Below are 25825 nucleotides of genomic sequence, written 5' to 3' on the forward strand. Positions count from 1 at the left end.
GTGGTGTGAAAGGCTCGGCCCCTGCCGCCCGGTGGGCCGGTGCGGCGCGGTAGGTGGCGAGTGCCGAGGAGCAGCGAAGTGATCAAGGAATCGACGGCGAGTGCGTTCGTTTTCCGCGTCGACGGGGACGGGGCGTGCAGGACGGCTCTGGTGTGGCACCCGCGGCTGGAGCTGTGGCTTCCCGCCGGCGGGCACGTCGAGGTGGACGAGGGGGCGGCCGAGGCCGCGTTGCGTGAGATCGAGGAAGAGACGGGGCTGCGGGCCGAACTGCTGCCCGGTCCGTCGCTTCCGCTGCCTTCCGGCTTCCCGCACGGCGCGCCGGTCGCGCCGTGGTGGGTGGTGGAGATGGACGCCTGCGCTGACAACCACACCCGCGAGCCGCACCGGCACATCGATCACGTCTACGTCGCCCGCGTGGGCGACGGCGCGGCGCCGGGCAGTGCGGTGCACGAGGTGCGGTGGTTCACCGAGCAGGAGGCGGCCGAGGCCGAGGGCCTGTCCGAGGACTCGCGCCTTCAGGTGAAGCAGCTCTTCGCGATGATCGCCGACGGGTCGCTGAGCCTGGCGGCGTGAGATCGGAGGGTCAGAACAGGGCGCTCTGCTCCGCGTCCGGGACGGCCGGGGCCGGGCGCTTGGGCTGGAGACCTGCGGCCATCTCCAGCTCCAGCATGGTGCGCCACCGGCCGGTGGCGCACCCTTCGGCCAGCAGAAGCTGAAGGATCTGTGCGGTGACCTGGATGTCCGGCATCGCCCGGTGCCGGTCCGCGGGTCTGGGGATGCCGTAGTAGGCGAGCAGGTTGTCCAGCCGGTAGGAGCCCAGATGCGGCAGGACAGCCTTGGCCAGGCCGATCGTGTCGATCAGAGGGGTCTGGGCAAGGACGGGGCAATGCCGGGCCTGGCGGGTGATCAGGCCCGCTTCGGTGTGCGCGTGGTGGGCCACCAGCCGGTACGGCGGTGCGCTCAGGCGGGCGTCCAGGCGGGCCATCACCTCGGCCGCCGGGGGCGCGGTGGCGAGCAGGGCGCCGGTGAGGCCGGTCTGGGCGGTGTCCATCGGGGTGACGGGGACGTCGGCGGGCGGCCGGATCAGCGACTCGAACCGGCCGGCCTCCACCAGTCGGCCGCCGTCGGCGCGCAGCGCGAGGGCGGCGACCTCGATCGGCTCGGCGGGCCGCCCGGCGGGGGTGAGTCCCTCGAAGTCGATCACCACGATCGTCGTCTTGGTGAAGCGCGCGTCGCGCATCAGCTCTTCCACGCGGCGGCCTCCTGCCGGATCGTCAGCGCCCACTGCTCGATGGCCTGTTCGGTGTCGTGCTCGGTGAACGGGACGGCCAGCAGAGTGTCCACCGTAGCGCGGGCCCGGGGAAGATCGCCGGTGGCGTAGCCGGAGCAGGCCGGGTGCAGGTGGGCTGCGGTGAGGCGGTGGGTGCCGACGCTGTTGGGCACGCCGAGGCCGGCGAGGCGGGTGGCGAAGGCGCGCGGCTCGGGCAGCGTCACGCGCCACAGGGCGCTGTAGCCGTTGGGTACCTCGCCGTCGGCCGGGGCGATCGGCTCCAGGCCCGCGGTGGCGTCGACCGCGCGGTGGAGGCGGGCTGCCTGCTGGCGTCGCTGCGCCAGTGCGTCGGGGAAGCGCTGGAGGTTGTGCCGGGCGAGGGCGGCGAGCGGCTCGGCGAGGCGGTGGTTGGCGCCGAGGCGGCTGCCTGCCGGGGCCCCGGGAGCGGGGCTCTGCCAGTGGGTGCGGTAGGCGGCGGCCCGGTCGGCCAGCGCGTCGTCGTCGGTGAGCAGGTAGCCGCCCTCCCCGCACGAGATGATCTTTCCGTCCTTGAGGGAGAAGCAGCCGATGTCGCCGACGGTACCGGCCGCGCGGCCGCGGCTGGTGGTGCCCTGGGCCTGGCAGGCGTCCTCGATCAGCCGCAGGCCGGTGGTGCGGGCGCAGGCGGCCAGGTCGTGGATGTTGTCGGTGCGCCCGGCCAGGTGGACGGCGATGACGGCCTTGGTGGCCGGGCCGGTTTTCGAGGTGAGGTCGGCCAGGTCCATGCCCCGGCCTTCGGCGGCGGCGTCGACGAACACCGGGCGTGCCCCGGCGGCGGCGACGGCGGCGACCGTCATGACGACGGTGACGGCCGGCACCAGGACCTCGTCGTCGGCGCCGATGCCGCAGGCGGCCAGTGCGGTCGTGATCGCCGCGGTGCCGGAGGAGACGGCAACGGCCCGGCGGGCGCCGAACGCGGCCGCCAGCTCACCCTCCAGCGCTCGGACCTCCTGGTAGCTGTCCGGGTCGGGCATGCGGGCGAGGGCTGCCGCCATCGCCTCGTACGCGGTGGGGTCAGGCACGGGGTGCCTCCGGTCGGGTCGGGGCGAGAACGGGGAAAGAGGTGAGCGGCCACATGTTGACGCAGTCCTCGGAGAACAGGGCGCAGTCGTTGCCGCAGCCGGTCGGGGCCGGGAACAGGTCCCCGGCGGCGGCGTCCTTGATGGTGCGGTAGCGCTCCGGCGCCGTGGCGGCGATCTTGAGGCCGGAGGGGCAGTCCCAGACCGTGCCGTCCGGCTGGATGAAGTAGAGGGTGTCGCCGCCGAAGCAGCCGGGGACCAGATCGGTGGGCTTGGTGACGGCGGAGGCGACCTGGCCGGCGTAGGTGCGCTCGGGCAGCACCAACGGCAGGTCGGCGGCGTACAGCTCGTCGAAGTGCCGGAGCAGCGCGGGCACGTGCTCAGGGGTGAGGGACAGCGTCTGGGCGAGGTGGTGACCGGGGTCGAGGGCGATCGGCTGCGGTACGGCGTAGTCGCAGCCCAGCGTCGCCGCGAGTTCGGGCACGGCGAGGATGTCGGGCAGGTTCTGGCGGGTGATGACGCTGTAGATGCCGACCTTGGGACGGGGCGCGGGCCCGCGGGCCTCGATCAGCGCGCTGATCCCGCAGACGACGGCCTCCCAGCCGTCGCCGTCGCGGCGCGGCGGCCTCCACTGGTCGTTGTGGACCGGGTCGGCGGAGTCGAGCGATACCGACACCGCGTCGACTCCGAGCTCGATGAGCGGATCGCGCAGGTCCGCCCGGTTCAGGGCGACGCCGCTGGTGCACACCACCACCTCCAGTCCGCCCGCCTTGAGGATCTCGATCAGCTTGATGATCGGCCTCCACAGCAGCGGCTCCCCACCGGCCAGGAACACCCGCCCGACGGGCGAGTCGGGCAGCGTGGCCGCGAAGGACAGGACCTCTTCGGTGGTCAGGTCGTTCGGTGAGAGATGGGAGAGCACTCCGCGCTGGGTGGGCATCTGCACGCTGTGTTCGGCGGTGGTTCCGAAGTAGCAGTAGAGGCAGCCGTGGGACGCGCAGAACGAGCGCAGGCCCCACAGCAGGCTGATGGTCTTCCCCGGCTTCACGCTGCCACCCCGTCCGGCGCCGTGGCTGCCGCGTCGCGGCACAGCCCGGTGATGAGGCCGACAGCGCTCTCCTCGTCGAGCACCTGCCGGTCCAGCACCACATAGTTGTCCGACACGGCAGCCAGCAGGTGGTAGAGCCGTCCAGCGCGGGACATCAGGGCCCACTCGTCCAGGCTTGCCGCCTGGCCGGTGCGCCGCTCGAACCGGGTCCGGCACGCGTCGGGGTCGTCGGTGATCAGCACGGTGGTCGCGGGAGCGGGCCGCCACATACGGATCATCTGCTCGATCGCCATCGCCCGCTCCAGCGCCCAGGCGTCGGTGGCGCCGGCCGTCTCGGCGAGAACAGCGGCCTGATAGACGGCCACCGATGCCGGGCCGCGGTCCTCCAGCACCACCTGGCCCGGGCCGGCGGGGGCGAGGGCCTCGTGACGGTGGACCTGGAGCGCGGCCAGCAGAAGCGTCTCGGTGCCCGGGTGGCCGGTGCGCAAGAACCGGTCGCCCCCGCTGTGCAGCGCGGCGATGACCTGGCCGGGCAGGCCGGCAGGGGCGGAGTCGGACAGTTCGACCAGAGGCAGGCACACCGGGCCCAGGGCGGCCGCGGCCAGACGGCCGAGGTGGCTCTTGCCGACCCCGTTGACGCCTTCGAGGGTGACCACGGCGCTCATCGCACACCACCGGCCAGGTCGGCGACGCGGCGCAGCCGCTCCACCGCGGCCACATCGCCTGCCAGCGGCCCCAGGAGGTACTTGGTGGCGGTGCGGGAACCGTGGGCGCGCACCCCGCGCGCCACCATGCACGAGTGGTCGCCGACCAGCCACACCGCGACCTGCTTGCTGCCGGTCAGGCGGGCGACGTCCTCGGCGATCTCGGCGCCGAGCCGCTCCTGCAACTGGAGTTTGTGGGCGTGCCGGTGGGCGATCCGCACCAGCTTCGACAGGCCCAGCACCCGGTCGGCGGGGGCGTAGGCGACGACCGCCTCGACGGTGAACGGCAGCAGGTGGTGCTCGCACAGGGAAGCGGTGCGGATGCCTCCGACGGCGACGCACCCCTCGCCCTCGGCGTGGTAGTCGAAGGTGGTGTCGGTGGTGCCCGCCTCGTACGAGAGGAACCCGGTGAGGAACCGGGCGACGCGAGCCGGGGTATCGGCGAGGCCGGGCCGGGCGGGGTCCTCGCCGAGCGCGACGAGCAGGTCGCGGACCAGGTGCTCGACGGCTTCGCCGTCGATCGGGGCGCGGCCGCTGTCGGCCGGGCCGGTTCCCGCGGCAGCGGGGATGGTCAGGGTGGTGTTCACGAAGGTCTTCCTTCACTTGTCCGTGGGAAGGGTGACGGGGACGCACGGGTCGCCCGTGCGACGAAGCGTGGTACGGCGCTGCTCAGAGCCCGAGGGCGTCCACGAGCTGGCGGGCGGACTTCTCGGGCGTGAAGCGGGCAACCCGTCCGGGCGCAGCCGCGCTGGCCCGCTCGTACTGCCCGGCGTTGTCCAGCAGTTCGGCCACGGCCGACCACAGGGCCACCGGTCCGGCTTCCAGCGGTGCGTAGCGTCCGGCCTCGCCCGCCAGCAGCGGCACGTTGCCCAGGTCGACGCCGACCACCGGGGTTCCCACCGAGAGTGCCTCGGCGGCGGTGAAGCAGAACGTCTCCGGCACCTGGGTGGCGATGACGGTTGCGGCGCCACCGGCGAAGAACGCCGGGACGTCGGACCAGCCGAGCGCCGGCAGGATGCGCACCAGACCGGGGCGCCGGGCTTCGACTTCCCGGCAGGCGGCCAGCGTTCGGGCCTGCCCTCCGGCCTGGAGCTCGAACCCGGCCTCGGCCAGGACCAGCTCCACGGGCCGGTCCCAGCCCGGGGGCAGAGTCCGAAGCAGTTCGGCCAGGCCCTTGGCCGGGTCCGCGCGCGAGACGAGCCGCACCGGCCCGCTCTCGCGCAGCTTGGCCCGCTCCTGGGCCGTGGGAGGTGTGATCAGGGTGTGCAGGGAGTTGAGGACCGGCCGCCAGCGGCTGGTGTCCAGCCCGGCCGCCGCACCGCGGTCGGCAAGGTAGTCGCTGGCCGGGCAGACGACGTCGGCCCCCGCGAGGGCGTCCTTCCAGCGCTGCTCCACGGCGGGGCGGATCTTGTGGACCATCAGCGCGGTGGTGACCCCGGTCGGGGCAGGGCTCAGGTAGCCCAGACCCCACAGGGTGTCCGCCCAGCAGACGGCGTCCACGCCATGCTCGGCCAGGACGGAGCGGACCTCCGCCACCACCGGCGCGGGGTCGCCGAGGGCGGCCAGCACGTCGGCGTTCGTCGCCGGGTGCGGCAGGGTGACGCTGGACAGCCGGACCAGGCCCGGCTCCAGGGAGTCCAGCGGACCGGCCGGGCCCGCCGCCAGCACCAGCGGGGTGTGCCCGAGCTCGCGCAGCCCCTTGGCCAAGGCGCCGACCGACCGGTCGATACCCGAAGGCTGATCGGGCCGGTAGGACAGCAGCACCAGCGCAACCGTGCTCATGATGTTCCCTCCGCCCGCTTGGCCGCGGACGCCTCCCAGGGGAAGACGACCCACCCGCGGACGGTCTCTCCGATCCAGGTCACCGCCTCCTCCGGCGGCTTGTTCCCGGTCCAGTTCGCCTCGTTGACCACCAGCACGGCGCTGCGCACCCGGGCGGCGCCGGCCTGCTCCACGATCCGCACCGCGCTGGCCAGGGCTTGACCCGTGCCGGCGACGTCGTCCACCACGAGGACGTCCAAGCCGTCGACTGCGCCCAACGAGGCAGGGTTGCGGACGGTGGGCTCGCACGTCTTGGCCGCGTTGGCGCTGTCGTCGAGGGTGTGGGTCACCTCCAGCACCCGCACGTCGCGCACACCGAGCTGGTGGGCCAGGAGCAGGGCCGGGCCCATGCCGCCGCGAACGACGGCGACCAAGGTCTGCGGCGCCCCGGCGGCGCGGGCAGCGTCGGCGATCCGGGCAGCCTGCCCCTGGACCTCGACCCAGTCCAGGTGCCTGATCCGGCCGGCCTGCGCTCCGCCTTCGTCCGCGCAAGCCGCGGCGGCGGGCCGGGTCCTCACGCGGGCTCCAGCGTGAACTGCGCCCAGGTGCTCGCCGTCTCGGACAGGCGCACTTCCAAGGCGCGCCCGCTCGGGGCCGTGAGCTGATGCTCGGCGAGCCACGCGGTCAGCACCGCCGCCAGGTGCTCACTGGTCGGGTTGAGGTCCAAGACCTCGTTGAGGGCCTTGGCGTGGAAGCGCGAGAGGACGAACTCGCGCAGCCTCTCGGGCACGGGGAGGAGTCTGTCCGGCCGGTCCGGGTCCGGGAGGGTCAGCAGGTAGGCGTGCCCGTGATGGCGCCCGCACTTGTGGCCCTCGGGCAGGTCACACAGCCAGTGCCGGGCCCGGAAGTGGACGGCCTGGTCATCAGCGGGGGCGGGGAGGCGGCCGGTAAGGACCCGGACGTCGGCGAGCAGTTCACGCACCTCCTCAGGCAGGTTCTGCTGCGCCCACGTCCGGATGTGGGCGGCGATGCCGGCGTCGGTGGGATCGGCCAGGACCGTGTCCAGGTCGTGATGGTCCAGGACCGCGTCGACGTGCCGCTGAAGTCCAGACAGGTTACCGAAGTCGACGACGAAACCGGGCTTGGCCAGCTCACGGGCCGTCAGAACGAGCTCTACGGTGATCAGGTCGCTGCCGTCAGCACCGTCGATCGTGCGGGCGATGTCGCAGGCTGCCCGCTTGCCGATGGCGTACACGCCGCCCACCGGAAGGTCCGGGAGCCGCCCGGGCAGCAAGGAGCCGGCCGCCGGGCCGGCTTCTAAGGGAGAGTTCATCATGCACCTCTCGGGATCTGGGGTACGGGAGGGCGCCGGACCGCGATGCCAGGGCCGGCTCGTACCAGGGGTGGACGTTGCGATCTGTGCTGAACCGAGCACACACCGCCAGCGCCTCGGGAACAATGGCGGACGCCGATCCATGAGCGATCCCAAATCCCGAGGAGCGTCGCGATGTCCGAGCGACTACGGAACGATCTGCGCCAGGCACGCTGGGAGTCCGGGATGTCCTGGGAGCAGTTCGCCCAGGCAACGAGCTTCACCCCGGCGTACCTGCGCAACGTGGAGAACGGGAACAGATCGGTGACCATCGACGTGGCCGCAGCCTACGACCGGGCGCTGCGAACGGACGGCCGGTTCGCAAGGGAACTGGCCGACGGCGAAACGGCGCCGTCCAACGTTCCGTGGGATCAGGACGGAGCGGCCCTGGCGGTCCTCTCCGACCTCGTAGATGGGAGAAGAGGACGAGTGGACCGCCGGGGATTCGTCAAGGTCGGAGCCGCGCTGTCGGTGTCAGCGGGCAGTTGGGCCAACGCCCTGCTCACCCGCCCCAGCGCTGGCCGCGAGGGCACGAGCAGCCTCGGGGGCACAGCCTTGCTAGCCAACATGGCCAGCCGACTCGAGCTCCTGCGCCGGATGGACGACGAGCTCGGCAGCAAGCAAGTCCGCGAGCAGGCCCTCGGGGAGCTGTCGCTCACCGTGACCCTCCTCAAAGCCGGCCGCTACCAGGGATCCGCCGCGAACCGGCTGCTCCGTCTCGCCGGCGAAGCGGCACGACAGGTCGCCTGGTGCACCTTCGACCAGGGCCATCGCCCCGGTGAAGCCCAGCAGTACTTCGACGCGTCGCTCCGCGCCTCCGCCGAAGCAGGAGACACGACCGGGGGCGCCTACACGATCTCCTTCGCGGCCGTCCAGCTCTACTCCACCGGCCAGGCCAACCGCGCGGTGGCTCTCCTGGAGACCGCCCGCTCACAGCTGGGGCGGCACAGCACCCCCCGTATGCAGGCGATGCTCGCCGCCCGCACCGCCCGCGCACTGTCGAAGACCGGGGCCAAGGCAGCGGCCGGCCGCCAGCTCCACCTGGCCCACGCCATGCTGGACAAAGACCCGCAGGACGACGAACCCGAATTCCTGTACTGGGTGACCCCTTCGGAGGTGGAGATGATCGCCGGCTCGTCCGCGCTCGACCTCGGTGACCCGGCCGAGGCGCTGCGCCGCTTCGAGGCCGGTATGCGGGCACACCCCAGCGTCGACGAGGAGTTCCCCCGCAGCCACGCCATCTACCTGGCCCGTGCGGCTGAGGCCCACCTCGCCCTTGCCGACCTCGATGCGGCCGTCGCCACCGCCTGGCGGGCGGCCGCCTGCCTCGGCTCCGTCGACTCCGCCCGTTCCTCTTCCCAGCTGAAGGGGCTGCGGGCCAAACTCGCCCCGCACGCCGCCTACCGGCCCGTCACGGACTTCCTACAGCCCGCCGCCGGGTAGGCGCAGCAGCTCGCGCAGGCGCCTGGCCACCACGTTCTCGTCCAGCCCCAGCAGCGGTGTGAAACCGAGTTCGGCGGCGGCCTCCAGGTTCGCCTCGCTGTCATCGACGAACAGGCACTCCTGCGCACTCACGCCGAGCCGGTCCAGAACGATTCGGAAGATCGCCCGATCCGGCTTGCGGACACCAACGTCCGCCGAAAGCACCACCGCATCGAACGCACCGGCGAGGTCGAATCCGGCGTACGGGTCGAACGGCTGGCGGCCGAGTGAGTTCGACAGCACCGCCGTCTTTATCCCGGCTGCGCGCGCCTGACGGGCGACGTTGAGCACCGGGTAGGCAGGGAAGGCGTCGTGGAGGTAGCGCGCCATCAAGCCGGCAGGCTCGACGTCGATCAAGTTGCCGAAGCTGGAGTTCCACTCCTCCTGGGTGATCTGGCCGAGCTCCAGCCAGCGGAACAACTCCTGCCCCTCCGGGGAGGCCCACCCTCGAAGGAACGTTCCGCTGACGATCTTCTCCCGGTCTTCGAAAGCCTGGATCACCTCGACCATGTTGAAAGTCAAGACACCGAAGAAGTCGAATACCACCGCGCCGAACGGGGTCACCGGAGATGTCGTCATCCCGGAAGCCTAGGCCGCCCGGCACGTTTCGGGAACAAGCTCCATCCGGCTGGGGCCACGCCGGTCCCGGCCTGCTGGACTACCCGTCCGGTCCGGCCGCGTGCCCTTCGCCGTCGTGTTTTCATGATCGGTTTGATGGCTCGGGTCGCCAGCCGGCAGGCTGCCGAGCGCCGCTCCCTCCGGGGCCGCCCCGGCCCCGGAGGCAGCACCGGGGAACAGCGCGTCCAGGCCACCCGCCAGGCCCGCGCCTGCCTTCTCGTGAGCGAACGGCACCGGGGCGAAGGCTGGGGGCCGCCCTGCTCAACGGCTGCGTGGAGAGCGGCCACAGCGGCGTGGGCCGAGTGGTGGCTCAGGGCCATCACGGGCTCCGGCGCGTCAACACCCCGCCGAAGCGCAGTGATCGCCTCCTGCAGGTGCTCGTCGATATCCGTCGCAGAGACCGTCAGCAGCGCTTGGATGGAGATGCGCCGCCACGACCGCACCGGTACCCCGCCCGGCGGACGTGGCCTGCTGTGGGCGTACTGGCTGCTCTCCGGCTACGGCCTGCGCGCCACCCGCCCCCTGGCGTGGCTGCTGACCGCCATGACCATCACCATCCTGCTCGTCATGGGCCTCGGGCTGCCCGACTCCTCACCGAAGCAGACTGCCACCGGCACCGTCCCGGTCGGCGGCGGACGGGTGACCCTGACCGTGGACAAGCAGGACCCGCAGCTGACACTGCCCACCGGCAACCGGTTCACCGCAGAACGCTTCGACAAGGCTCTGCAAGTCGTCCTGAACTCCGTCGTGTTCCGCTCCAGCGGCCAGGACCTCACGACCTGGGGCACCTACACCGAGATGGCTAGCCGCTTCGCTGAACCCGTCCTGCTCGCCCTGGCCGTCCTCGCCCTGCGCAGCCTGAACGCCATACCGGGGTTCCCTGCTCCGCTACTTCCCGAGCCCCGGTTACCACTGCCACATCCCGTGTCGCCGACCACTGACACTCTCGTGTCGCCCGACAAGCTGGGGGTCACCCACGTCAAACGACCTGAACCGCGCGTCGATGCGGAGCCCGGGCGCGAGGGTGGTCTCGCGACCGTCCGGCGCGGCGGTATGCCGGTCGTCGTGCTGCTGGGCGTTCCGAGTCTGGGCCGGGCCGCGGCGCAGCAGGGGGGGTGCCCCTATGTGTTTGGTCAAGGTCCAAGGCCAGTAGGTTCGTGTGGTCAAGGGCAGGCCGAGCCGTAGGGGGTGTGCATGAGTGATAGTCAGGTGACGATCAAGCTCACAAGTGACGAGGCACTGGTGCTGTCGCACTGGCTGGAGAAGCTCCAGATGACGGACCTCAGCCGCGTTGTCGACGATCCGGCGGTCTGGGCGCCGATCCATCGGATTGCCGGAACGCTCGACAAGGCGCTTCCTGAGCTGTTCGCACCTGACTATGACCAGCGGCTTGAGGCCGCTCGTCAGCGGCTTCGGCCGGAGGACTGATCGAGCAGTCTGGACCCCTCACCTGGCCGCAGCGGGTTGGGGTTCGTAGAAGGTTCCGTCGCGGAGCATCGCGAACAGGACGTCGGCCCGGCGTCTGGCGAGGCAGAGCAGGGCCTGGGTGTGGTGCTTCCCTTGGGTGATCTTCTTGTCGTAGTAGGCCCGCGATGCCGGGTCGCCGAGTGCGGCGAACGCGGAGAGGAAGAAGGCCCGTTTGAGCTGCTTGTTTCCCCTCCGGGAGGGCTGTTCGCCGCGGATCGAGGAGCCCGAGCTCCGGGTTGCCGGGGCGAGACCTGCGTAGGCGGCGAGGTGGCCGGCGGTCGGGAAGGTACTGCCGTCACCGACCTCGATCAGAATCCGGGCTCCGGTCCTGACACCGACTCCCGGCATCGACGTCAGGACCTTCGAAAGAGGGTGGGCCTCCAGGAGTTCCTCGATCCGCCTGGCCAGAAGTTTCCGCTGGTCGAGCACCGCCGTCAGGGATGCGGCGAGGCTTGGGACGATCAGCGCGGCCGCGTCGGTCCCCGGAACGGTGACGGTCTGCTCGTCCAGGGCGGCGAAGATCTCCTCGACCAGGCGCTCGGCCATCCGCGGTGCCTTCGTCCGCAGCAGGGTGATCAGCCGTCGGCGTCCGGCCTTGCGTATCTGGGCCGGGGATCCGAACCGTTCCAGCAGTGTGAGGACGGCCGGGTGCTGCAACCGCGGTCCCAGCACCCGTTCCAGCGAGGGATGGATCTGGGTCAGCAGGCCGTGCAGCCGGTTCGCGACCCGGGTTGCTTCCCCGGCGAGGTCGTCGTCGAAGCCGACGATCATCTGCAGCTCGGCGATCGTCTCGTCCTCGCCGTCGATCGTCCGCAGCGTGTGCGGCATCGCGCGGGCGGCGTCGGCGATGATGAACGCGTCCTTCGCGTCCGTCTTGGCCTCGCCCGGGTAGAGGTCGGCGATCCGGCGCATCGTCAGGCCGGGCAGGTAGGCGACCGGGCAGCCCACGTCCCGGGCGACCGCCAGCGGCAGGGCGCCGATCGAAGCCGGCTGATCGACCACGACCAGCACTGTCCCGTGCTTGGCCTGGAGTTTCGCGAACAGCTCGCGGAGCTTGGGTTCGGTGTTGGGCAGGCGCTTGTCGAAGGCTTTCTTCCCGGCCGGTGTGACGGCGGTGGCGTGGTGTTCGCCCTTGCCGACGTCCAGGCCGAGGAAGACGTCGATGTCGCCGGTGTCGATCACGTGCAGGCCCCTCCATCACGCTTTCGTCCGACCTTGCCAGGGCACCGAGCTGCCACATCCACGTTACGGAGAGCTCTCCCGGCTCGGGTGAAACCGGTGCTCAAGCCCCTCATCAGCGGTCCGTCGATGCCTCCGGGCCCGGTGACACCACCCCCCGGATCATGAACAACAAGGGGGGGAAGTCATGCCGGACCCGAAGGCCGGAGGCCCCATTGCGGAGCCACGAAGACGGTAACGGGGGGGGGTAGCCGTCGCGGCTGTCGTCGCGGTCGGGGTCAGCGGCGGCGTGTACCGCCGGGTCCTCGATGAGGCCGCACCCGTCTTGGAGGAGTTCAGAGTGGTGGGCCCCCTGGGCTGGCTGCGATGACTGTCTGGGGCGCGTCGGCCGGGGCTCGGAGCGTATCGATGCGCGCGAGGAGCTCGTCCCGTTCGGCTACGAGCTCGTCGTAGAGGTCGGAGCAGGCCAGGGCAAGCCCGTCGTCGTGCTGTTGCAGGCAGGGGAGAACGTGCTCGATCTTGCGCGTGCTCAGGTCGTTCGGTGTGCCCAGCACGGGATGGCCGTGGGTTACGCGTGATGACTCCGGCGTATGGCCCCCTGGCGTTGCGAGAGGGCTGACCGCTGGCGCGATGCTCGTGGGCGAGACTACTGCAGTGATCGACGCTGCGGTCTCTGCGGGGACGTGTGCGCCGAGATCGAGGCCGATCGGGGAGCGCAGAAGGGCCAACTGTTCCTCAGGCAGATCGGTTTCGCGGAGCAAACATATGCGTTCGCGATGTGAGCGGCGCGATCCAATCGCGTCGACGTAGCCGACCGGCAGCCGGTGCCCTGGAACTCCTCGAACGTCCCGTAGGTGCCGTCCACCTTGAGGGAGGAGGGGGAGCGAGTGCGCCGAGCCCGATTCACCGGCCCGGCGGAAGAGGCAAGGTGACACGAGTCCAAGGTGCGGTGGTGCGTGTCAAGATGAGTCGTGCACACAAATCTGGACAGAAGTAGCGAGTCGGTCCTGCTGTGGCTACTGGCTCTGACGGCGCTCGGCTGTGTCGTGTTCGGCTTCCTCGTGGATTCGCCGGCAGAGGTGGTGCGCGGGGTCGGCCGCATCGTGATCGCTCCGGATGTGCTGATCACAGACTCCATCGACCTCGGAGGTCTGGGCGGGGCGTTCGTCCAGGCGGGCCTGCTCACCCTCATCGCCTGCGCCGCCTACCGCTTGACCGGGGCACGTGTCGACGGCGCCGCGGTCGGCTGTGTCTACATGCTTCTCGGCTTCGCTCTGTTCGGGAAGACCGTGCTCAATGTGTGGCCCGTCGTCATGGGGGTCGGCCTTTATGCCGTCGTCCGTCGTGAGCCGGTGCGCGACTATCTCACCACCGCCATTTTCGCGACCGCGCTGGCGCCGGTCTTTTCCGAGGTGGCGTTCAACTCCGCGCTGGACCGGTCGGTTTCGGTGCCGCTCGGCTTCGCGACATCGGTGCTGATCGGGTTCGTCGTGCCGCCTGTCGCCCGTCAGCTCTTCCGCGCGCACAACGGCTTCACCCTGTACAACATGGGGTTCGTGGCCGGCGTCCTCGGCACGGTGGTGGTCGCCGTTTTCCAGTCGTACGGACTGGCCGCGCAGCCGCCGATGGTGTGGACATCGGGTCATGACGCCGAGTTGCTGACCCTGGTCGCGGCCATGGTGCTGGGCGTGATCGCAGCGGCATTCGTCCTGGATCGCAGGCCGTGGTGCGGATACGTGGCGCTGCACCGGCGTACCGGACAGGCTCCCGCCGACTTCATCGCCTCGGACGGCGCCGGGCCGACGCTGCTGAACATGGCGGCGGTAGGGGTGATCGCCACCGCCTTCGTAGTGATCGTCGGCGCCGACTTCAACGGCCCGGTCGTCGGCGGCATCGTGAGCGTGATGGGCTTCGGCGCGTGCGGCAAGCACTCCGTGAACATCGTGCCGGTGATGGTGGGCGTACTGCTCGGTGCGCTGGCCAAGCCGTTCGGCTTCACCGATCCCGGTGTGGTGTGGGCCGCCTTGTTCGGCACGTGCCTGGCGCCGGTCGTCGTTAGGTTCGGCCCCCACTGGGGCGTGCTGGCGGGCTTCCTGCATGTCTCGGTCGGCCAGGTCACCGGCGCGTTCGCCGGAGGGCTGAACCTGTACGGCAACGGGTTCGCGGCTGGCCTGGTCGCCTCGGTGGTGACACCGGTCGCCCTCGTCTTCGCCCGGCGGCGCGACAGCGACCGCCCTCAGGATCCGGTGCAGGTCCCCGCGGCGTGAAGCCCGCACCACGCATGCCACCACCGGTCCAACTCGGGCTGTGCGCGGTGCGCGTCGTGGGCCACCACCCTCGCCATGGCTCCCGGCCCGGCCAGCACGCCGGCAGGGGGCTCCGGCGCGGAGGGCGGCCGGGTGCCGAGGAGGGCGACGGTGCCGATCACCCGATGAGTGCCGAGGATCCCGGGCCGGGCCCTCGCCCGCGGGTCGCGCAGGTCAAGGTCGTCGGCCAGCAGCGAGTGGCCCGCGTGCCGGACCCGCTGACGCGCGTACAGCGCGCCGCCGGCCTGGCCGGACCGTCCGAGGACCAGGAGTTCGGACAGCAGCGCCACCGCCGAGTCGGCCAGGTGCACATCGAGGTCCCGGCTGACATCCGCGCCGTCGGCGACCACGAACGGCGCCGCGCGCCAGGCCAGGGAGGCGTCGGGTGCGACGTCGATCCGCGCCTCCCAGGAGGACTTCCTGCCGTGAGCGTCGTACGCGACTGTGCCGGACGGTTCCACGATCTCCATCCGGACCCCGGCGCCGACTGTGATGTCCAGTTCGACCCGGTCGTCCGCGAGCAGCGTCGCCCGGCGCCCGACGAGCGCGACCCGCACCCGGGGCCCGTCGACGCCGAGCACCCGGGGCACGAGCGTGTCGCCTGCCTGGAGATCCGGCAGCGTGACGCGCCCGCCGTGCAGCTCGGCGCGTACCCGCGTCGGCACGGTGGCACGCACCGGGACGGCCCTGGTGCCGCCCGCTGTGTCAGCGGCGGCGGGCGGTGTCGTCAGCATGCTCGTGGGTGGAGTCGTCGGCGTGCACGTGGGGAGCCATCGGGCCCGGATCGGTGGGTGCCAAGGCGCCGTTGCGGTGGATGACGACCATGTCCCTCACCCATTGCACGAGCTGGTCGACGCTGGTCTCGTCGCGCTGGCTGAGCGCCACCACCGGCAGGCCGCCCCGCACCGAACGCGCATCGCGCACCATCTCCTCGGGATCCACCCCCACATGGGGGCCGAGGTCGGTCTTGTTCACTACCAGCAGGTCGGCGCGCTCGATGCCGGGCCCGCCCTTGCGTGCCACGTCGCCCCCACCGGCCACGTCGATGCTGAAGATCTGCGCGTCGACCAGGGCGGGGCTGAAGGTAGCGGTGAGGTTGTCGCCGCCGCTTTCCACCATCACCAGATCCAGCGGTGCCAGCGCGCGCTCAAGGTCCTCAACGGCCAGCAGATTGGCGGTGACGTCGTCCCGGATCGCGGTGTGCGGACACGCCCCGGTCTCGACCGCCACGATCCTGTCGACAGGCAGCACGCCGGCGGCCCTCAGCAACCGGGCGTCCTCGTCGGTGTAGATGTCGTTGGTCACCACCGCGATCTGCAACTCGCCGGACAGCCGGCGGCACAGCGTCGCGATCAGCGTGCTCTTGCCGGTGCCGACGGGACCGGCGACCCCGAGGCGCAAGGCGCGCCGGGGGCGATCGGGTCGGATCACGGCCGTCGGTTCAGGCATGGAAGATCCTCCGCTCTCGTTCTGCATGATCCAGCGACCACAGCTCCATCAGCGGTGCGGCCGTCGCGGGAATGTCCTCCGGGCCGTTCACGCCAACGGCCCGGACTGCCGCCCGCTCGATGGCGTCGGCCGCGGCCAGCACCCACTGCACGGGCTCCAGCGGATCCACGGGCAGCAGCTTCGGCGCCGCGGATGCCACCGTCTGCGCGTCCTCGTACAGACAGACCCGGGCCGACTGGATGTCGTCGAGGCCGGTGAGGGCGCAGACGACGCCCAGCGCCACCGGCCGCGGGGGCCGGGACAGGGCGCGCAGTGCCTTCACCGGAGCGCGGTCCGGCCACAGACGCTCGGCCAAGCGCACCATTCCCCGTCCGAGCAGGATCGACGCCGCCCGCATCGGCGGGCTGGGGGTGCGGGCCTCGTACTCCTGCGTGATGCGGGCCAGCGCGGGGCCGAGCGTGTCGGACAGCGCCGCGCGCCGCGCCAGCACCGTACAGGCGGCGTCCACGGACGCGACCGTGTCGAGACGGGCGGCGAGGAAGTCGGGGATCAGCCCCGGGGCCAGGCCCGCGGCGAGCGCGGGCTCCAGCCCCGCGGACTGTGCGTGCCCGCCCGTCGGCAGCCTTCCGTCGGCCAATACCAGTGCTGCCAGGTCCACCAGAATCCACCGCCGCAATCCGCTGTCAGAACAGGCAGTACCGCTGTGCGAGCGGCACTTCGGTCACCGGCTGCGGATCGACCCGCTCACCATCGATGCTGATCCCGAAGGTCTCCGGGTCCACCTCGATCCGCGGCAGGGCGGTGTTGTTCGGCAGGTCGCGCTTGCCGGTCTCCCGGGTGGGGCGGACGGCCGCCATCCGGCGGCGCAGACCCAGCCGCTCCTCGAGACCGTTCTCCAGCGCGGTCGGCGCGACCCAGGTCGTCGACAGATGGGCCGCGGCCGCCCGGTGGCCCGGCAGCCCGGGGCGGATCAGCACCGGTTCGGGCGTGGTGATCGACGCGTTCGCATCGCCCAGCGGGGCGGCCACCACCGCACCGGACTTGATAACCGCGTCCGGACGGATGCCGAAGAAGGCCGGCTTCCAGAGCACCAGATCGGCGATCTTTCCCACCTCGACCGAGCCGACCTCGTGATCGACGCCGTGCGCGACGGCCGGGCAGATCGTGTACTTGGCCACGTACCGGCGGGCCCGCTCGTTGTCCGCGGGCAGCGCGGACTCGCCTCGCCCGAAGCGTGTTTTCATCACGTGCGCGGTCTGCCAGGTGCGGCAGATCATCTCCCCGATGCGCCCCATCGCCAGACTGTCCGAGGACATGATGGAGATCGCGCCCATGTCGTGCAGCAGATCCTCGGCCGCCATGGTGGTCGCACGGATCCGGGACTCGGCGAACGCCAGGTCCTCGGGCACCTTCGGATTGAGCGCGTGACACACGATCAGCATGTCCAGGTGCTCGTCCACGGTGTTCACTGTGTACGGCATGGTCGGGTTCGTGGACGCCGGGAGCACGTTCGGCTCGCCTGCGATCGCGATGATGTCCGGGGCGTGGCCACCGCCGGCGCCTTCGGAGTGGAACGCGTGGATGCCGCGCCCGCCGATGGCCTCGATGGTGTGCGGCAGGTAGCCCGTCTCGTTCAGGCTGTCGCTGTGCAGTGCCACCTGAAGGCCGTGCTCCTCGGCGGCCCGCAGCGCGGCGTCGATCACCTGCGGGCTCGCACCCCAGTCCTCGTGGATCTTGTAGCCGCCCGCACCAGCGAGTGCGTCCTCGTGCAGCGCCCGGGCGCTGACGGTGCTGCCCTTCCCGAAAAGCAGTACGTTCACGGGCAGTTCGTCCATGGCCCGATGGATCATGGCCAGGGCCCGGGCACCCGGTGTGACGCTGGTGGCCTTGGTGCCCTTGGTCGGCCCCGCGCCGCCGCCGATGAGGGTGGTAGTGCCGGTGGCCAGCGCCTCGCGCACCTGCTCCTCGGAGATGAAGTGGACATGGGTATCGACGCCGCCGGCCGTGAGGAGGCAGCCCTCGCCGGCGATGACGTCGGTGCCCGGCCCGATCTCCATCCCGGGTTCGATTCCGTCGGAGATCGCCGGGTTGCCGGCCCGCCCGACGCCGGCGATCCGGCCGTCGCGGACCCCCACGTCCGCCTTCACGATGCCCCAGTGGTCGAGCAACACCACATTGGTGATCACCAGGTCCAGCGCGCCCTGCTCGCGGGACGTGGTCCCCTGTGCCATGCCGTCGCGAATGGTCTTCCCGCCGCCGAACACCGCGGCGTCAGCGCGGTCCGTGCGGTCCTGCTCCACCTCGATCCACACATCCGTGTCACCGAGCCGGATCTGGTCGCCCACCGTGGGCCCGAACAGCTGAGCCGCTTCGCGCCGTCCCGGACTGCTCATGCGTGGCCCTCCCGGCCCGGTCGGTTCCCGAACTGCGTGCCGGCCAGCCGCACGCAGTTCAATCGGAGGCTGACGCCGGGCTCGAAGCGCACCGAGGTACCCGCAGGAACGTCGAGCCGGAAGCCCTCGGTCATAGCGCGGTCGAAGGTGAGGTGAGGACTGGCCAGCGGCAGATGCAGATGCGAGCCGACCTGGATCGGGCGGTCGCCGTCGTTGACGAACACCAGCGTCCTGCGCTCCTTCGCATCCGCTTCGGGTAGCGGCGCTTCGCCGACCCTGATCTCTCCGGGGATCACTGGACGGGCTCCGAGATCGTGACGAGCTTGCGCCCGTCGGGGAACGTGGCCTCGACCTGGATGTCGCCCAGCATTTCGGGGACACCCTCCATGAGCTCGTCCCGCGTCAGGACGTGTCGTCCGTCGTTCATCACTTCGGCCACCGTCCGGCCCTCCCTGGCCTGTTCCATGGCCCAACTGGACAGCAGGGCCACGGCCTCCGGATGGTTGAGCCGGATACCCCGCTCACGACGGTCGCGCGCGACCATCCCGGCCACGCTGAGCAACAGCTTCTCGGAATCCGACGGTGTCAGGCGCATGCCCGACTCCTCCCTCCGTTGCGGCCGCTGGCCTCCATCACGGCCACCAGGCCAGGACAGTTGAAGAATAAGCGCAAAAGATGTCAAATCGGATGCAAGGTGGCGTTGTGGGTGTCATGCCGTCAGGTGGCGTGCGAGGCGCCGCGATTCCGCCGCGGTCCAGCCCGGCGGCCGGGTGATCTCGGCCCACGCGCTCGTCGGCATCGCCCCGTACCGGTGCCCGTAGCCGTCGGGGACGCCGTCGGCTCCGGCCAGGTCACAGGCGACCTGCCAGAACGTGACCAGCGGATACCAGCGCATGGCGGTGGAGACGTCCCGGGCCGGCGGCGTGTGCAGCCAGTCGGGACGGTGGAGGGCGAGCCCCGGAGACCACCACACCACCGGATCGGAGCCGTTCTGCAGGTAGACCGACCGGCGGCGCCCCCACGGCGCGTCCGGCACGGCATAGTCGGAAGGGCGACGGCCAGGCAATGCGCCTGCACATCCTGACTGGTCAGGATGTGCACAAGGACAGCGCCGACGGCGACCTGCTCCTCGAAGGCCATACAGGCGAGACCGCCATGGCCTCCGGCGTCCGTCTGTGGGCGGGACGCGGTACCCGGTGCGGTTGGCCGACGGGCGGCTGCACGAGCTCGTCAGTCAAGGACGCCGAAGCCCTGGCCCATGAAGTAGCCGCTGAGGATAACCAGAATGGTGATGGTGACGGCGGCCATGTTCTCCTCCAGCCACTGGCGGGTGTTGCGTAGCGGGGTGGTGAGGCGTTCGCCTGCGACAAGGGCGACGGCCAGGGGGACGAGCACACCGGCGGTGGCGACGAGGGAGAAGATGAGCAGGCTGACAACGGCGTCGGTACCTTCGAGACCGGCTTCGCCAAGGCGCGCGCCGGCGCCGAGGGACAGGGGGAGGGCCTGGATGAGGACGACCCCCTGGGCAAGGCCGAGTACGAAGGATCCGGGGATACCGATGTTGTTGAGGCGGGCGAGGAGTCTGCTCTGGGGGACGGGTTCGCCGCTGCTGGGACGTTTGCGCCAGATGAGGTAGGCGAGGGCCAGGAAGAGTACGGCGAACGCGAGTTGGACGATGTCCACGCCGTCGGCTGTCTCTTGTGCTGCGGTGTCTTCTGCGGCCTCGACCACCCACAGCGCGAGGGCTGCCACGGCGTAGATCGCGACGAACCAGCCGAGGCCGAACATGGCGGTTTTGGTTCGTCCTCGGTCGCCGAGGAGCAGGACGACGCCGGTGATGACGGCGAGTGGGCTGAGTGCGAGGCCGGTCGCCAGAGGCAGGGCGTCACCGAGTGCCGTCCACATGTGTGTGCCTTCCGGTGGTGGATGGGTCAGTAGGGCCAGATGAGCGGTGCGAGGAAGGATCCGGCCAGTACGAACAGGGCGAGGTTGGGCAGCCCCGGGCGCCAGTAGTCGCCGAAGCGGTAGCCGCCGGGTTCCTGGACCATGAGGTTGGCGGCGGTGGCGACGGGCGTGATGAAGGAGGCCGCGCCTGCCACGGTGATTCCCATGAGCAGCGGCAGGGGCGAGAGATCGGCGGTCGCCGCGGCCGTCATCGCGATCGGGGCCACGATCAGTACGGTCGCCAGATTGGAGATGAACTGGCCCATGACGACGACGGTGAGGACGATCGTCAGCTGAAGCAGGAGAGGGGAGCGGTCGCCGAAAGCTCGGAGCAGCCCGTCCGCGATGGAGTCAGCGAGTCCGCTGCTCTGGATGGCCGTCGACATGGGGACCATGCCGGCGACGATCAGCAGCGTCGGCAGGGAGATGGCGTGCTGGGCCTGGGGGACGGACAGGACGCGCAGTGCGACCAGTGTCCCTGCGGCGGTGAGGGAGACGATGGCTGCGGGGGCGATGTCGAGCGCGAGCATGGTGCACATGGCGGCCAGGACCGTGAGGGCGGTGTAGGAGCGGGCGCCCAGTCGCACGGCGTGGCGGCGCAGTTCGGAGGGCGGGTTGACGGGCAGCAGTCCGGGGTGTCCGGCTTGCCGGTCGAGGGCGTCCCAGGTTCCGCGGAGCACGACGACGTCGCCAGCCTGCAGCCGGGCACTGCCGATGTCTTCGCCTGCGCGGTGGACGGCGACGACGACGAGGTCACCGGACTGGGTTCGCATGCCGGGGAAGACGGGACTGCCCTCGAATGGGGAGCGGGGGGCGATCATGACTTCGCTCACCCCACGGTTGTGGGAGATGGAGGTGCGGTCGTCGTCGACGGCGTAGTGGGCGGCCAGAGTCTCGGCGTGAAAGCTGAGGTCGGGGCGCGCGTTCATGGGCTGACGGCTGGGCAGGAGACGCTTTCCCATGAGAAGGGAGGTCAGGATGGTGCCGCCCAGGAGAGGGAGTCCGAGAAAGGCGAACTCGAAGAAGCCGAAGGGGCGGGAGCCAGCTTCCACGGACAGTTCCGAGACCAGGACATTGACGGGTGTGCCCAGCAGCGTGAGAAGGGAGCCTGCGTGGGCGGCGAAGGCCAGCGGCATCAGAATCTGCGACGGCGGCTCGCCGGTACGGGTGGCAACCATGACCGCGACGGGTACGAGCGCGGCCACGGCACCGTTCACGCTGATCAGTGCTGTCAGGGCCGCGCACACGAGCATGAGCGCGGCGGTGACGGCGGTGAGGCTGCCTCCGACCCGGTGAACCAGTTGCTGTCCGGCCCAGGCGGTCACACCGGTCGCGTCAAGAGATTCGCTGACCACGTACAGGGCCGCCAGGTAGAGAACGACGGGGTCGCTGAACCCGGCCAGGGACTCAGCAAGGGTGACGGTGCCGGTGGCGTACAGCGCGAGGGCGACGGCCAGGGCGACGATCGGGGGCGCGATCTTGTTGGAGATGAACGCGGTGACGGCCAGGAGCAGGATCACCAGGGTTGCGGTCATCGGGGTCGGACCGCCTCTCTGCTGTGGGCCGGGGGCCGCTGCGCGAACGGGGGTGGCTCAAGGCCGGGCCGGGTGGTCAGAACGTGTCGAGCATGTTGTCGATGTCCGGGTAGCGGGTGATGGATGGGTGTTCGATGACCGTGCCGCGTGCGACGACCATGTGCGGGTCGGCCAAGGCGCGGAGGTCGTCCAGGGGGTTGGACGCGAGGACCACGAGGTCGGCGGCCTTGCCCGCCTCGATGGAGCCGGTGACAGCGTCCAGGCCCAGGATGGTGGCGTTCGTGCGGGTCGCGGCGTTGAGTGCGTGGGCGGGAGTGAGGCCGCCGTAGCGGACCAAGAGGTCTAGTTCGCGCCAGGTGTTGTAATGGGTGACGAAGGTGAGGGCCGAGTCGGTCCCCATTCCGAGCGTGATCCCGTGCTCCACGGCGGTGTGGATGCTCTGGACCATTTCCTCGAGGACGAGCTCTGCGTTGGCCTTGTTCACGTCGTTGATGCCGGTGACCTCCTGGGAGAGTTTCACCAGCGGCAGGCATGCCTGGAGCGTGGGGATGAGCGCTGACGTGCCGTGCAGCGAGCGCGGGTTGTCGTGGAACAGATCGATGATCTCCTCGGTCATGCGCGCACCGTGCTCGATCGTGTCGACTCCGGCGCGCAGCGACGCGAGGATGCCTTCCGCGCTCTGGGCGTGGGCGGCGACCAGGACACCGGCGTTGTGCGCCTCCTCGCAAATCGCCGTCATCTCTTCCTGAGTCATCTCCGGCCGTCCCGCGTGGCCCACGGTGCGGGCGTCGGTGACCCCGCCGGTCGCGGAGATCTTGATCGCCTTGACCCCGTGCTTCAGGTTGCGGCGAGTGTTGCGCCGGGCTTCCCAGGGGGAGTCACTGATCAGGGCGATCTGCGGGGCCCCGTGACCGCCGGTCATCGCCAGAAGCGGACCGGAGGCCAGGACGCGGGGGCCGGCGTACTTGCCCCGGTCGATCTCGTCCGCGACTTTGACCACCTCGTAGTCGACGTCCCCGACGCTGCGGATCGTGGTCACACCGGAGTGCAGTTGAGTCGTGATGTTCGTCTTCGCGCGCCGTTTGAACAGCATCTTCCCGAGCGGGCTGTGGCCCAGGACCTGGACCGCGCCTTGCGCGGACTCCTTGAGCAGGATGGCGGGCAGGGGCTTGCCGTCGGAGAACAGATGCGCGTGCGCGTTGATCAGGCCCGGCAGGACGAACCGCCCTTGTGAGCCGATTGTGCGGTAGCCGCTGGGCACCGGTGTGTCCGTCGCGGCCCCGACGCTCTCGATGTTCCCATCGCTGCCCACCACGACCGTCCGGTCGGGCAGCACCGTCCCCTCGGCATCGCCGGTAACGATCGTGGCGTGGGCCAGGGCAAACGGACGCGGCATAGTCGACTCCTCGGGTACGGAACCTGTGGTGGTGGATGCGCTCATACGTCCTTGGCCAGACAGTCCGCAGTGTGCGCGTTGAGGACGGCGATCGTCCGTAGCTCTGCTCGCCTCATTTGGTAGAGGTGGCCTTGGTGGGGACGGCCTTGTGCAGCACGCCCCCACGACCTCGGGGGCGTGCTGCTGACATGCGGTTCCGGCCAGGTGGGACCGCACGTCATTAGCGCAGCAATCATCGGCGACGTATTCAGGGATCTCGAAGAACGCCACGCCTGGTTATGTTCACGAGAATGGGTTCTGGCTCACTTTCAAGTGAGCCAGAACCCATTCTCGTGAACAAAGCCAGAGGGGAAATCTTCGGAGCCGATGGGTGTATCTCGGGCCCGCCTGTGGGGAACAGAAGGCGGGCCCGGGCACTGGGCTCGTTCGGCGCTGCTGCGTCCTACAGGCCGCCGCGCCTGACGGGGAACTGCTCGATGGTGGCTGTGGCCGAGTCGGGGTTCTCCGGGTCCACCAGGTCTACCGGCTGGACAAGCCGGTAGAGGTCACCTCGTGCGGGGAACTGGGTGAGGTTTCCTTTGAGGACCATGGGGTCCCTGGAGACCAGTACGACCGGGTCCTGGTCAGGCTGCTCGATCGTGACCGAGAACGAGAGCTCGTCCCGCTCCACGAGCTTGGGCGGTGAAGCCTGCTCCACGGTCAGTGTGCTGTTCGCGTCCACGTCGATGTCGTTCTGTTCCATGGTGATCGTGCCACCGTCGGGGAGTTCCCCCGTCATCCGGAAGCCAATGGTGCGCAGCCGCACGCTGTGGTTCGGGTTGTCCGGGTTCGGCTCGACGCGCTGCTTGATGCCGCCTCGAAGGTCCACCCGGAGCAGCGAACCTCCGATCCGGATCGGGGTGTTGATGGAGATCATGGACGACGGGATCTCCGCCCCGATCGGCGGAAGGGACGATTCGGCTGCTGCTGCTGCTGCTGCGCGCGTGGGGGCGGGGACGGCCGTTGCCGGGGAGCTGGTGAGGGCGGGCAGGGCTGCGAGTGCGAGCACGGTCGCGGTGGCGGCGAGGGTGCGGTGCAGGCGTGCGGGCATGCGTGATCCTCCAGAGGATCGCGAGGAGAGGGCACAAATCTGTGCCGTAACCCAAAGTAGTAACACATGTACAGCGAGTGCATATTGCGCGGAAGGCATCGGGGTCGGCCGTGCTCGGGGAGCGGTGGGCAGCAGGGTCACCCGCCCTTCACACCGGGGCCCAGCCACGACCCTGGCGCCTGACATGATCTCTCCACCGGACGGTGCGCCTTGCGCGCACCGATCCATTGCCGTGATCCCCCGCTACCACGGCCACGGCTGTGTGCTGTCGCCCAGTTCCAGGGCGTCGCAGATGGTCTGGGAGACCTCCCGGGCACTAGGCGTGCCGGACTTCGGCTGCTTGTACAGGCTCCAGAGCGACATGCCACCGGCGCCTCGGGCCTTGACCTCGTTGGCCAGGTCTTTGACCTCGTCAAGTGTCAGTACGTGGGCGTAGGGTGAATCTTCCTGCGGCCATGCCTCGGGTGCGATCTGGACACCGAGCAGGACGGGTCCCTTGAAGTAGTGCTGGTAGGCGGCCAGAGCCTCTTTCGGGTTGTACACGGTGCTGGCGTCATAGGCCATGACGTTCAGCCGGGTGATCGCACTGGCCGCGTCCGAGCGCAGCAGACCGAGCGAGATCCCGGTGTAGGCGGATACCGGCTGGGAGTTGGCCCACGCCCCCTCGCCATAGGCGCCCACGTGGAATGCGGCGACCGCGAGAGTCGATCCAGTGGGCAGTGCCTTGGAGAATTCCTTCACGATCGACGTGTACTCCGCGTCTGTGCGGCACGTATACCCACCCCCGGACGGCACGCACCCCGGGCCCGATGGCTCGTAGCACACCTCGACGCCGTCGAGACCGAAGTCCCTGACGAAGTCGGCGATCGCCCGCACGTTCAGGCCCGCCCAGTTGTGGTAGGTAGCGCCGCCGACGGAGACGAGCACCTCGACGCCGGGGTTGCGCTCGCGCAGCAGGGACACCGCATCACGCACAACGGTCCCGTCGAAGGAGAACTGGACGCCGGTCCCTTGAAACGAATAGGACCCGCGCGTGTATTGCGCGTCAGGCTGCATGAAGCACAAAACGACGGTGCCGACGTACGACGGAAGATTGGCCAGATGCGCGGCCTTTGGATCACTCACCCACGGATGCGCCCAGGATTCGAGGTTGACGGAGTAACGATACGCCGTGCTCGCAGAACTGCTCTCCTCGGCCGCTACGCGACGATCGGAGGCCAGAGCAGATGCATGGGGCAGACCCGCAGCAGCCGCACCAGCGATCACAGCAGCAAGGGCGGTACGTCGGGATACGGATCGATTCATGCGCCCATGATGATCGGCCTGGCTCCCGGAGATCCCCTTGACCACTGCCAGGGTCACCCAGACGGAGGACGTGTGGCGCACGCCGAAAGCAGGTCCGGGACACATCTCCCAGCCGGAGTTCTCACACACTCGCTCAGGCAAAGTTCTCGATCACGAACTCGCCGCCGGTCCGGACGCCGCACAGCACGTAGCCGCTGCGGCCACCCTCCTCGATCACGACCCGGTACACCGGGCTGAGCAGGTAGGGGCGGACGTCCCGGGCCACCGCCCGCGCCACGTCCTCGCTCGCGGACCGGCCCACGGACACCTCCAACGGCTCCGGGGGCGTGGAGCCGTTGGAGCCGCCGCGCGCCCCGACGCGCCGGTAGACCACCCGCACTCGCCGCTCGTCCCCCGCACCGCTCATGCGGGTGAGCGTAGCCCCGGCCCGGCGGCCACACGGGGTACC

Annotated in this window: 29 protein-coding genes and 1 pseudogene; 6 read left to right on the forward strand and 24 right to left on the reverse strand. The window is 70.3% G+C overall.

Annotated features, from left to right (window positions below; genetic code table 11):
• Positions 1 to 78: 78 nt before the first annotated feature.
• On the forward strand, positions 79 to 573 hold the full coding sequence (locus tag ACFVDM_RS25905) for an NUDIX domain-containing protein (protein WP_383644702.1): 495 nt from the start codon (positions 79 to 81) through the stop codon (positions 571 to 573).
• 10 nt (positions 574 to 583) lie between these two features.
• Here ACFVDM_RS25905 and ACFVDM_RS25910 read toward each other — a convergent pair whose 3' ends face one another.
• From ACFVDM_RS25910 to ACFVDM_RS25945, 8 genes are all read right to left on the reverse strand, one after another.
• A complete protein-coding gene (locus tag ACFVDM_RS25910) occupies positions 584 to 1252 on the reverse strand; it encodes a PolC-type DNA polymerase III (RefSeq protein WP_383644707.1) in 669 nt (222 codons plus the stop codon).
• Entirely contained in the window at positions 1240 to 2331 is a 1092-nt protein-coding gene (locus ACFVDM_RS25915) for a DegT/DnrJ/EryC1/StrS family aminotransferase (RefSeq protein ID WP_383644711.1), read from the reverse strand. The genes ACFVDM_RS25910 and ACFVDM_RS25915 overlap by 13 nt, the downstream gene beginning before the upstream one ends.
• On the reverse strand, positions 2324 to 3376 hold the full coding sequence (locus ACFVDM_RS25920; RefSeq protein ID WP_383644716.1) for a radical SAM protein: 1053 nt from the start codon (positions 3374 to 3376) through the stop codon (positions 2324 to 2326). Before ACFVDM_RS25920 ends, ACFVDM_RS25915 begins: the two co-directional genes overlap by 8 nt.
• Positions 3373 to 4041, reverse strand: coding sequence for a thymidylate kinase (locus ACFVDM_RS25925; RefSeq protein WP_383644721.1), 669 nt, complete (start codon positions 4039 to 4041; stop codon positions 3373 to 3375). Before ACFVDM_RS25925 ends, ACFVDM_RS25920 begins: the two co-directional genes overlap by 4 nt.
• Positions 4038 to 4667: a GTP cyclohydrolase I gene (gene folE / locus ACFVDM_RS25930; protein WP_383644725.1), complete on the reverse strand. Its 630-nt coding sequence runs from the start codon at positions 4665 to 4667 to the stop codon at positions 4038 to 4040. Before folE ends, ACFVDM_RS25925 begins: the two co-directional genes overlap by 4 nt.
• A gap of 82 nt (positions 4668 to 4749) precedes the next feature.
• Positions 4750 to 5862 (reverse strand): glycosyltransferase family 4 protein, encoded by a 1113-nt coding sequence (locus ACFVDM_RS25935; RefSeq protein ID WP_383644728.1) that lies wholly within the window; start codon positions 5860 to 5862, stop codon positions 4750 to 4752.
• A complete protein-coding gene (locus ACFVDM_RS25940; protein ID WP_383644731.1) occupies positions 5859 to 6419 on the reverse strand; it encodes a phosphoribosyltransferase in 561 nt (186 codons plus the stop codon). The genes ACFVDM_RS25935 and ACFVDM_RS25940 overlap by 4 nt, the downstream gene beginning before the upstream one ends.
• Positions 6416 to 7096: a 6-carboxytetrahydropterin synthase gene (locus ACFVDM_RS25945; protein ID WP_383644734.1), complete on the reverse strand. Its 681-nt coding sequence runs from the start codon at positions 7094 to 7096 to the stop codon at positions 6416 to 6418. The genes ACFVDM_RS25940 and ACFVDM_RS25945 overlap by 4 nt, the downstream gene beginning before the upstream one ends.
• A gap of 252 nt (positions 7097 to 7348) precedes the next feature.
• Here ACFVDM_RS25945 and ACFVDM_RS25950 point away from each other — a divergent pair, with 252 nt between their 5' ends.
• Positions 7349 to 8656, forward strand: a complete 1308-nt coding sequence (locus tag ACFVDM_RS25950; protein ID WP_383644737.1) for a helix-turn-helix transcriptional regulator — start codon at positions 7349 to 7351, stop codon at positions 8654 to 8656.
• Here the strand turns inward: ACFVDM_RS25950 and ACFVDM_RS25955 are convergent.
• Positions 8636 to 9274: an HAD family hydrolase gene (locus ACFVDM_RS25955; protein ID WP_383644742.1), complete on the reverse strand. Its 639-nt coding sequence runs from the start codon at positions 9272 to 9274 to the stop codon at positions 8636 to 8638. The two genes, ACFVDM_RS25950 and ACFVDM_RS25955, sit on opposite strands and share 21 nt — an antisense overlap.
• Before the next feature lie 144 nt (positions 9275 to 9418).
• Between ACFVDM_RS25955 and ACFVDM_RS25960 the strand changes: the two are divergent.
• From ACFVDM_RS25960 to ACFVDM_RS25970, 3 genes and pseudogenes are all read left to right on the forward strand, one after another.
• Positions 9419 to 9607: pseudogene (locus ACFVDM_RS25960) on the forward strand (hypothetical protein); the annotation flags it as partial.
• Between the two features lie 123 nt (positions 9608 to 9730).
• Positions 9731 to 10498, forward strand: a complete 768-nt coding sequence (locus ACFVDM_RS25965; RefSeq protein WP_383645453.1) for a hypothetical protein — start codon at positions 9731 to 9733, stop codon at positions 10496 to 10498.
• Between the two features lie 24 nt (positions 10499 to 10522).
• Positions 10523 to 10741 carry a hypothetical protein gene (locus tag ACFVDM_RS25970; RefSeq protein WP_241990208.1) on the forward strand — a complete coding sequence of 73 codons (219 nt, stop codon included), beginning with the start codon at positions 10523 to 10525 and terminating at the stop codon, positions 10739 to 10741.
• Between the two features lie 18 nt (positions 10742 to 10759).
• On the opposite strand, the gene ACFVDM_RS25975 is transcribed toward ACFVDM_RS25970, so the two are convergent.
• Positions 10760 to 11962 carry an IS110 family transposase gene (locus ACFVDM_RS25975; RefSeq protein ID WP_383644745.1) on the reverse strand — a complete coding sequence of 401 codons (1203 nt, stop codon included), beginning with the start codon at positions 11960 to 11962 and terminating at the stop codon, positions 10760 to 10762.
• A 332-nt stretch (positions 11963 to 12294) separates the two neighbouring features.
• Positions 12295 to 12894 carry an XdhC family protein gene (locus tag ACFVDM_RS25980; RefSeq protein ID WP_383644748.1) on the reverse strand — a complete coding sequence of 200 codons (600 nt, stop codon included), beginning with the start codon at positions 12892 to 12894 and terminating at the stop codon, positions 12295 to 12297.
• A 36-nt stretch (positions 12895 to 12930) separates the two neighbouring features.
• Between ACFVDM_RS25980 and ACFVDM_RS25985 the strand changes: the two genes are divergently transcribed.
• A complete protein-coding gene (locus tag ACFVDM_RS25985) occupies positions 12931 to 14226 on the forward strand; it encodes a DUF1576 domain-containing protein (protein WP_383644751.1) in 1296 nt (431 codons plus the stop codon).
• On the opposite strand, the gene ACFVDM_RS25990 is transcribed toward ACFVDM_RS25985, so the two are convergent.
• From ACFVDM_RS25990 to ACFVDM_RS26050, 13 genes are all read right to left on the reverse strand, one after another.
• Positions 14196 to 14999 carry an urease accessory protein UreD gene (locus tag ACFVDM_RS25990; protein ID WP_383644755.1) on the reverse strand — a complete coding sequence of 268 codons (804 nt, stop codon included), beginning with the start codon at positions 14997 to 14999 and terminating at the stop codon, positions 14196 to 14198. The genes ACFVDM_RS25985 and ACFVDM_RS25990 overlap by 31 nt on opposite strands.
• Positions 14971 to 15714, reverse strand: a complete 744-nt coding sequence (gene ureG / locus ACFVDM_RS25995) for an urease accessory protein UreG (protein ID WP_383644760.1) — start codon at positions 15712 to 15714, stop codon at positions 14971 to 14973. The genes ACFVDM_RS25990 and ureG overlap by 29 nt, the downstream gene beginning before the upstream one ends.
• Entirely contained in the window at positions 15707 to 16372 is a 666-nt protein-coding gene (locus ACFVDM_RS26000) for an urease accessory protein UreF (RefSeq protein WP_383644763.1), read from the reverse strand. The genes ureG and ACFVDM_RS26000 overlap by 8 nt, the downstream gene beginning before the upstream one ends.
• 25 nt (positions 16373 to 16397) lie before the next feature.
• Positions 16398 to 18107, reverse strand: coding sequence for an urease subunit alpha (locus ACFVDM_RS26005; RefSeq protein ID WP_383644766.1), 1710 nt, complete (start codon positions 18105 to 18107; stop codon positions 16398 to 16400).
• Positions 18104 to 18403, reverse strand: a complete 300-nt coding sequence (locus tag ACFVDM_RS26010; RefSeq protein ID WP_383644769.1) for an urease subunit beta — start codon at positions 18401 to 18403, stop codon at positions 18104 to 18106. Before ACFVDM_RS26010 ends, ACFVDM_RS26005 begins: the two co-directional genes overlap by 4 nt.
• Positions 18400 to 18702 (reverse strand): urease subunit gamma, encoded by a 303-nt coding sequence (locus ACFVDM_RS26015; protein WP_383644772.1) that lies wholly within the window; start codon positions 18700 to 18702, stop codon positions 18400 to 18402. Before ACFVDM_RS26015 ends, ACFVDM_RS26010 begins: the two co-directional genes overlap by 4 nt.
• Before the next feature lie 114 nt (positions 18703 to 18816).
• Positions 18817 to 19173, reverse strand: a complete 357-nt coding sequence (locus tag ACFVDM_RS26020) for an alpha/beta-hydrolase family protein (protein ID WP_383644776.1) — start codon at positions 19171 to 19173, stop codon at positions 18817 to 18819.
• Between the two features lie 164 nt (positions 19174 to 19337).
• The gene (locus tag ACFVDM_RS26025; RefSeq protein WP_383644780.1) at positions 19338 to 20012 is read right to left on the reverse strand and encodes a GAP family protein; all 675 of its coding nucleotides are present in this window, start codon (positions 20010 to 20012) and stop codon (positions 19338 to 19340) included.
• Positions 20013 to 20038: 26 nt separating this feature from the next.
• The gene (locus ACFVDM_RS26030) at positions 20039 to 21586 is read right to left on the reverse strand and encodes an SLC13 family permease (RefSeq protein WP_383644785.1); all 1548 of its coding nucleotides are present in this window, start codon (positions 21584 to 21586) and stop codon (positions 20039 to 20041) included.
• A 76-nt stretch (positions 21587 to 21662) separates the two neighbouring features.
• Positions 21663 to 22982: an amidohydrolase family protein gene (locus ACFVDM_RS26035; protein ID WP_383644789.1), complete on the reverse strand. Its 1320-nt coding sequence runs from the start codon at positions 22980 to 22982 to the stop codon at positions 21663 to 21665.
• 442 nt (positions 22983 to 23424) lie between these two features.
• Positions 23425 to 24072 (reverse strand): hypothetical protein, encoded by a 648-nt coding sequence (locus ACFVDM_RS26040; protein ID WP_383644792.1) that lies wholly within the window; start codon positions 24070 to 24072, stop codon positions 23425 to 23427.
• A gap of 243 nt (positions 24073 to 24315) precedes the next feature.
• Positions 24316 to 25377 (reverse strand): glycosyl hydrolase family 18 protein, encoded by a 1062-nt coding sequence (locus ACFVDM_RS26045; RefSeq protein ID WP_383644795.1) that lies wholly within the window; start codon positions 25375 to 25377, stop codon positions 24316 to 24318.
• Between the two features lie 133 nt (positions 25378 to 25510).
• Positions 25511 to 25783 carry a hypothetical protein gene (locus tag ACFVDM_RS26050; protein WP_383644798.1) on the reverse strand — a complete coding sequence of 91 codons (273 nt, stop codon included), beginning with the start codon at positions 25781 to 25783 and terminating at the stop codon, positions 25511 to 25513.
• Between the last annotated feature and the right edge of the window lie 42 nt (positions 25784 to 25825).

This window comes from Streptomyces sp. NPDC057682, from assembly GCF_042799575.1.
GTDB lineage: Bacteria > Actinomycetota > Actinomycetes > Streptomycetales > Streptomycetaceae > Streptomyces.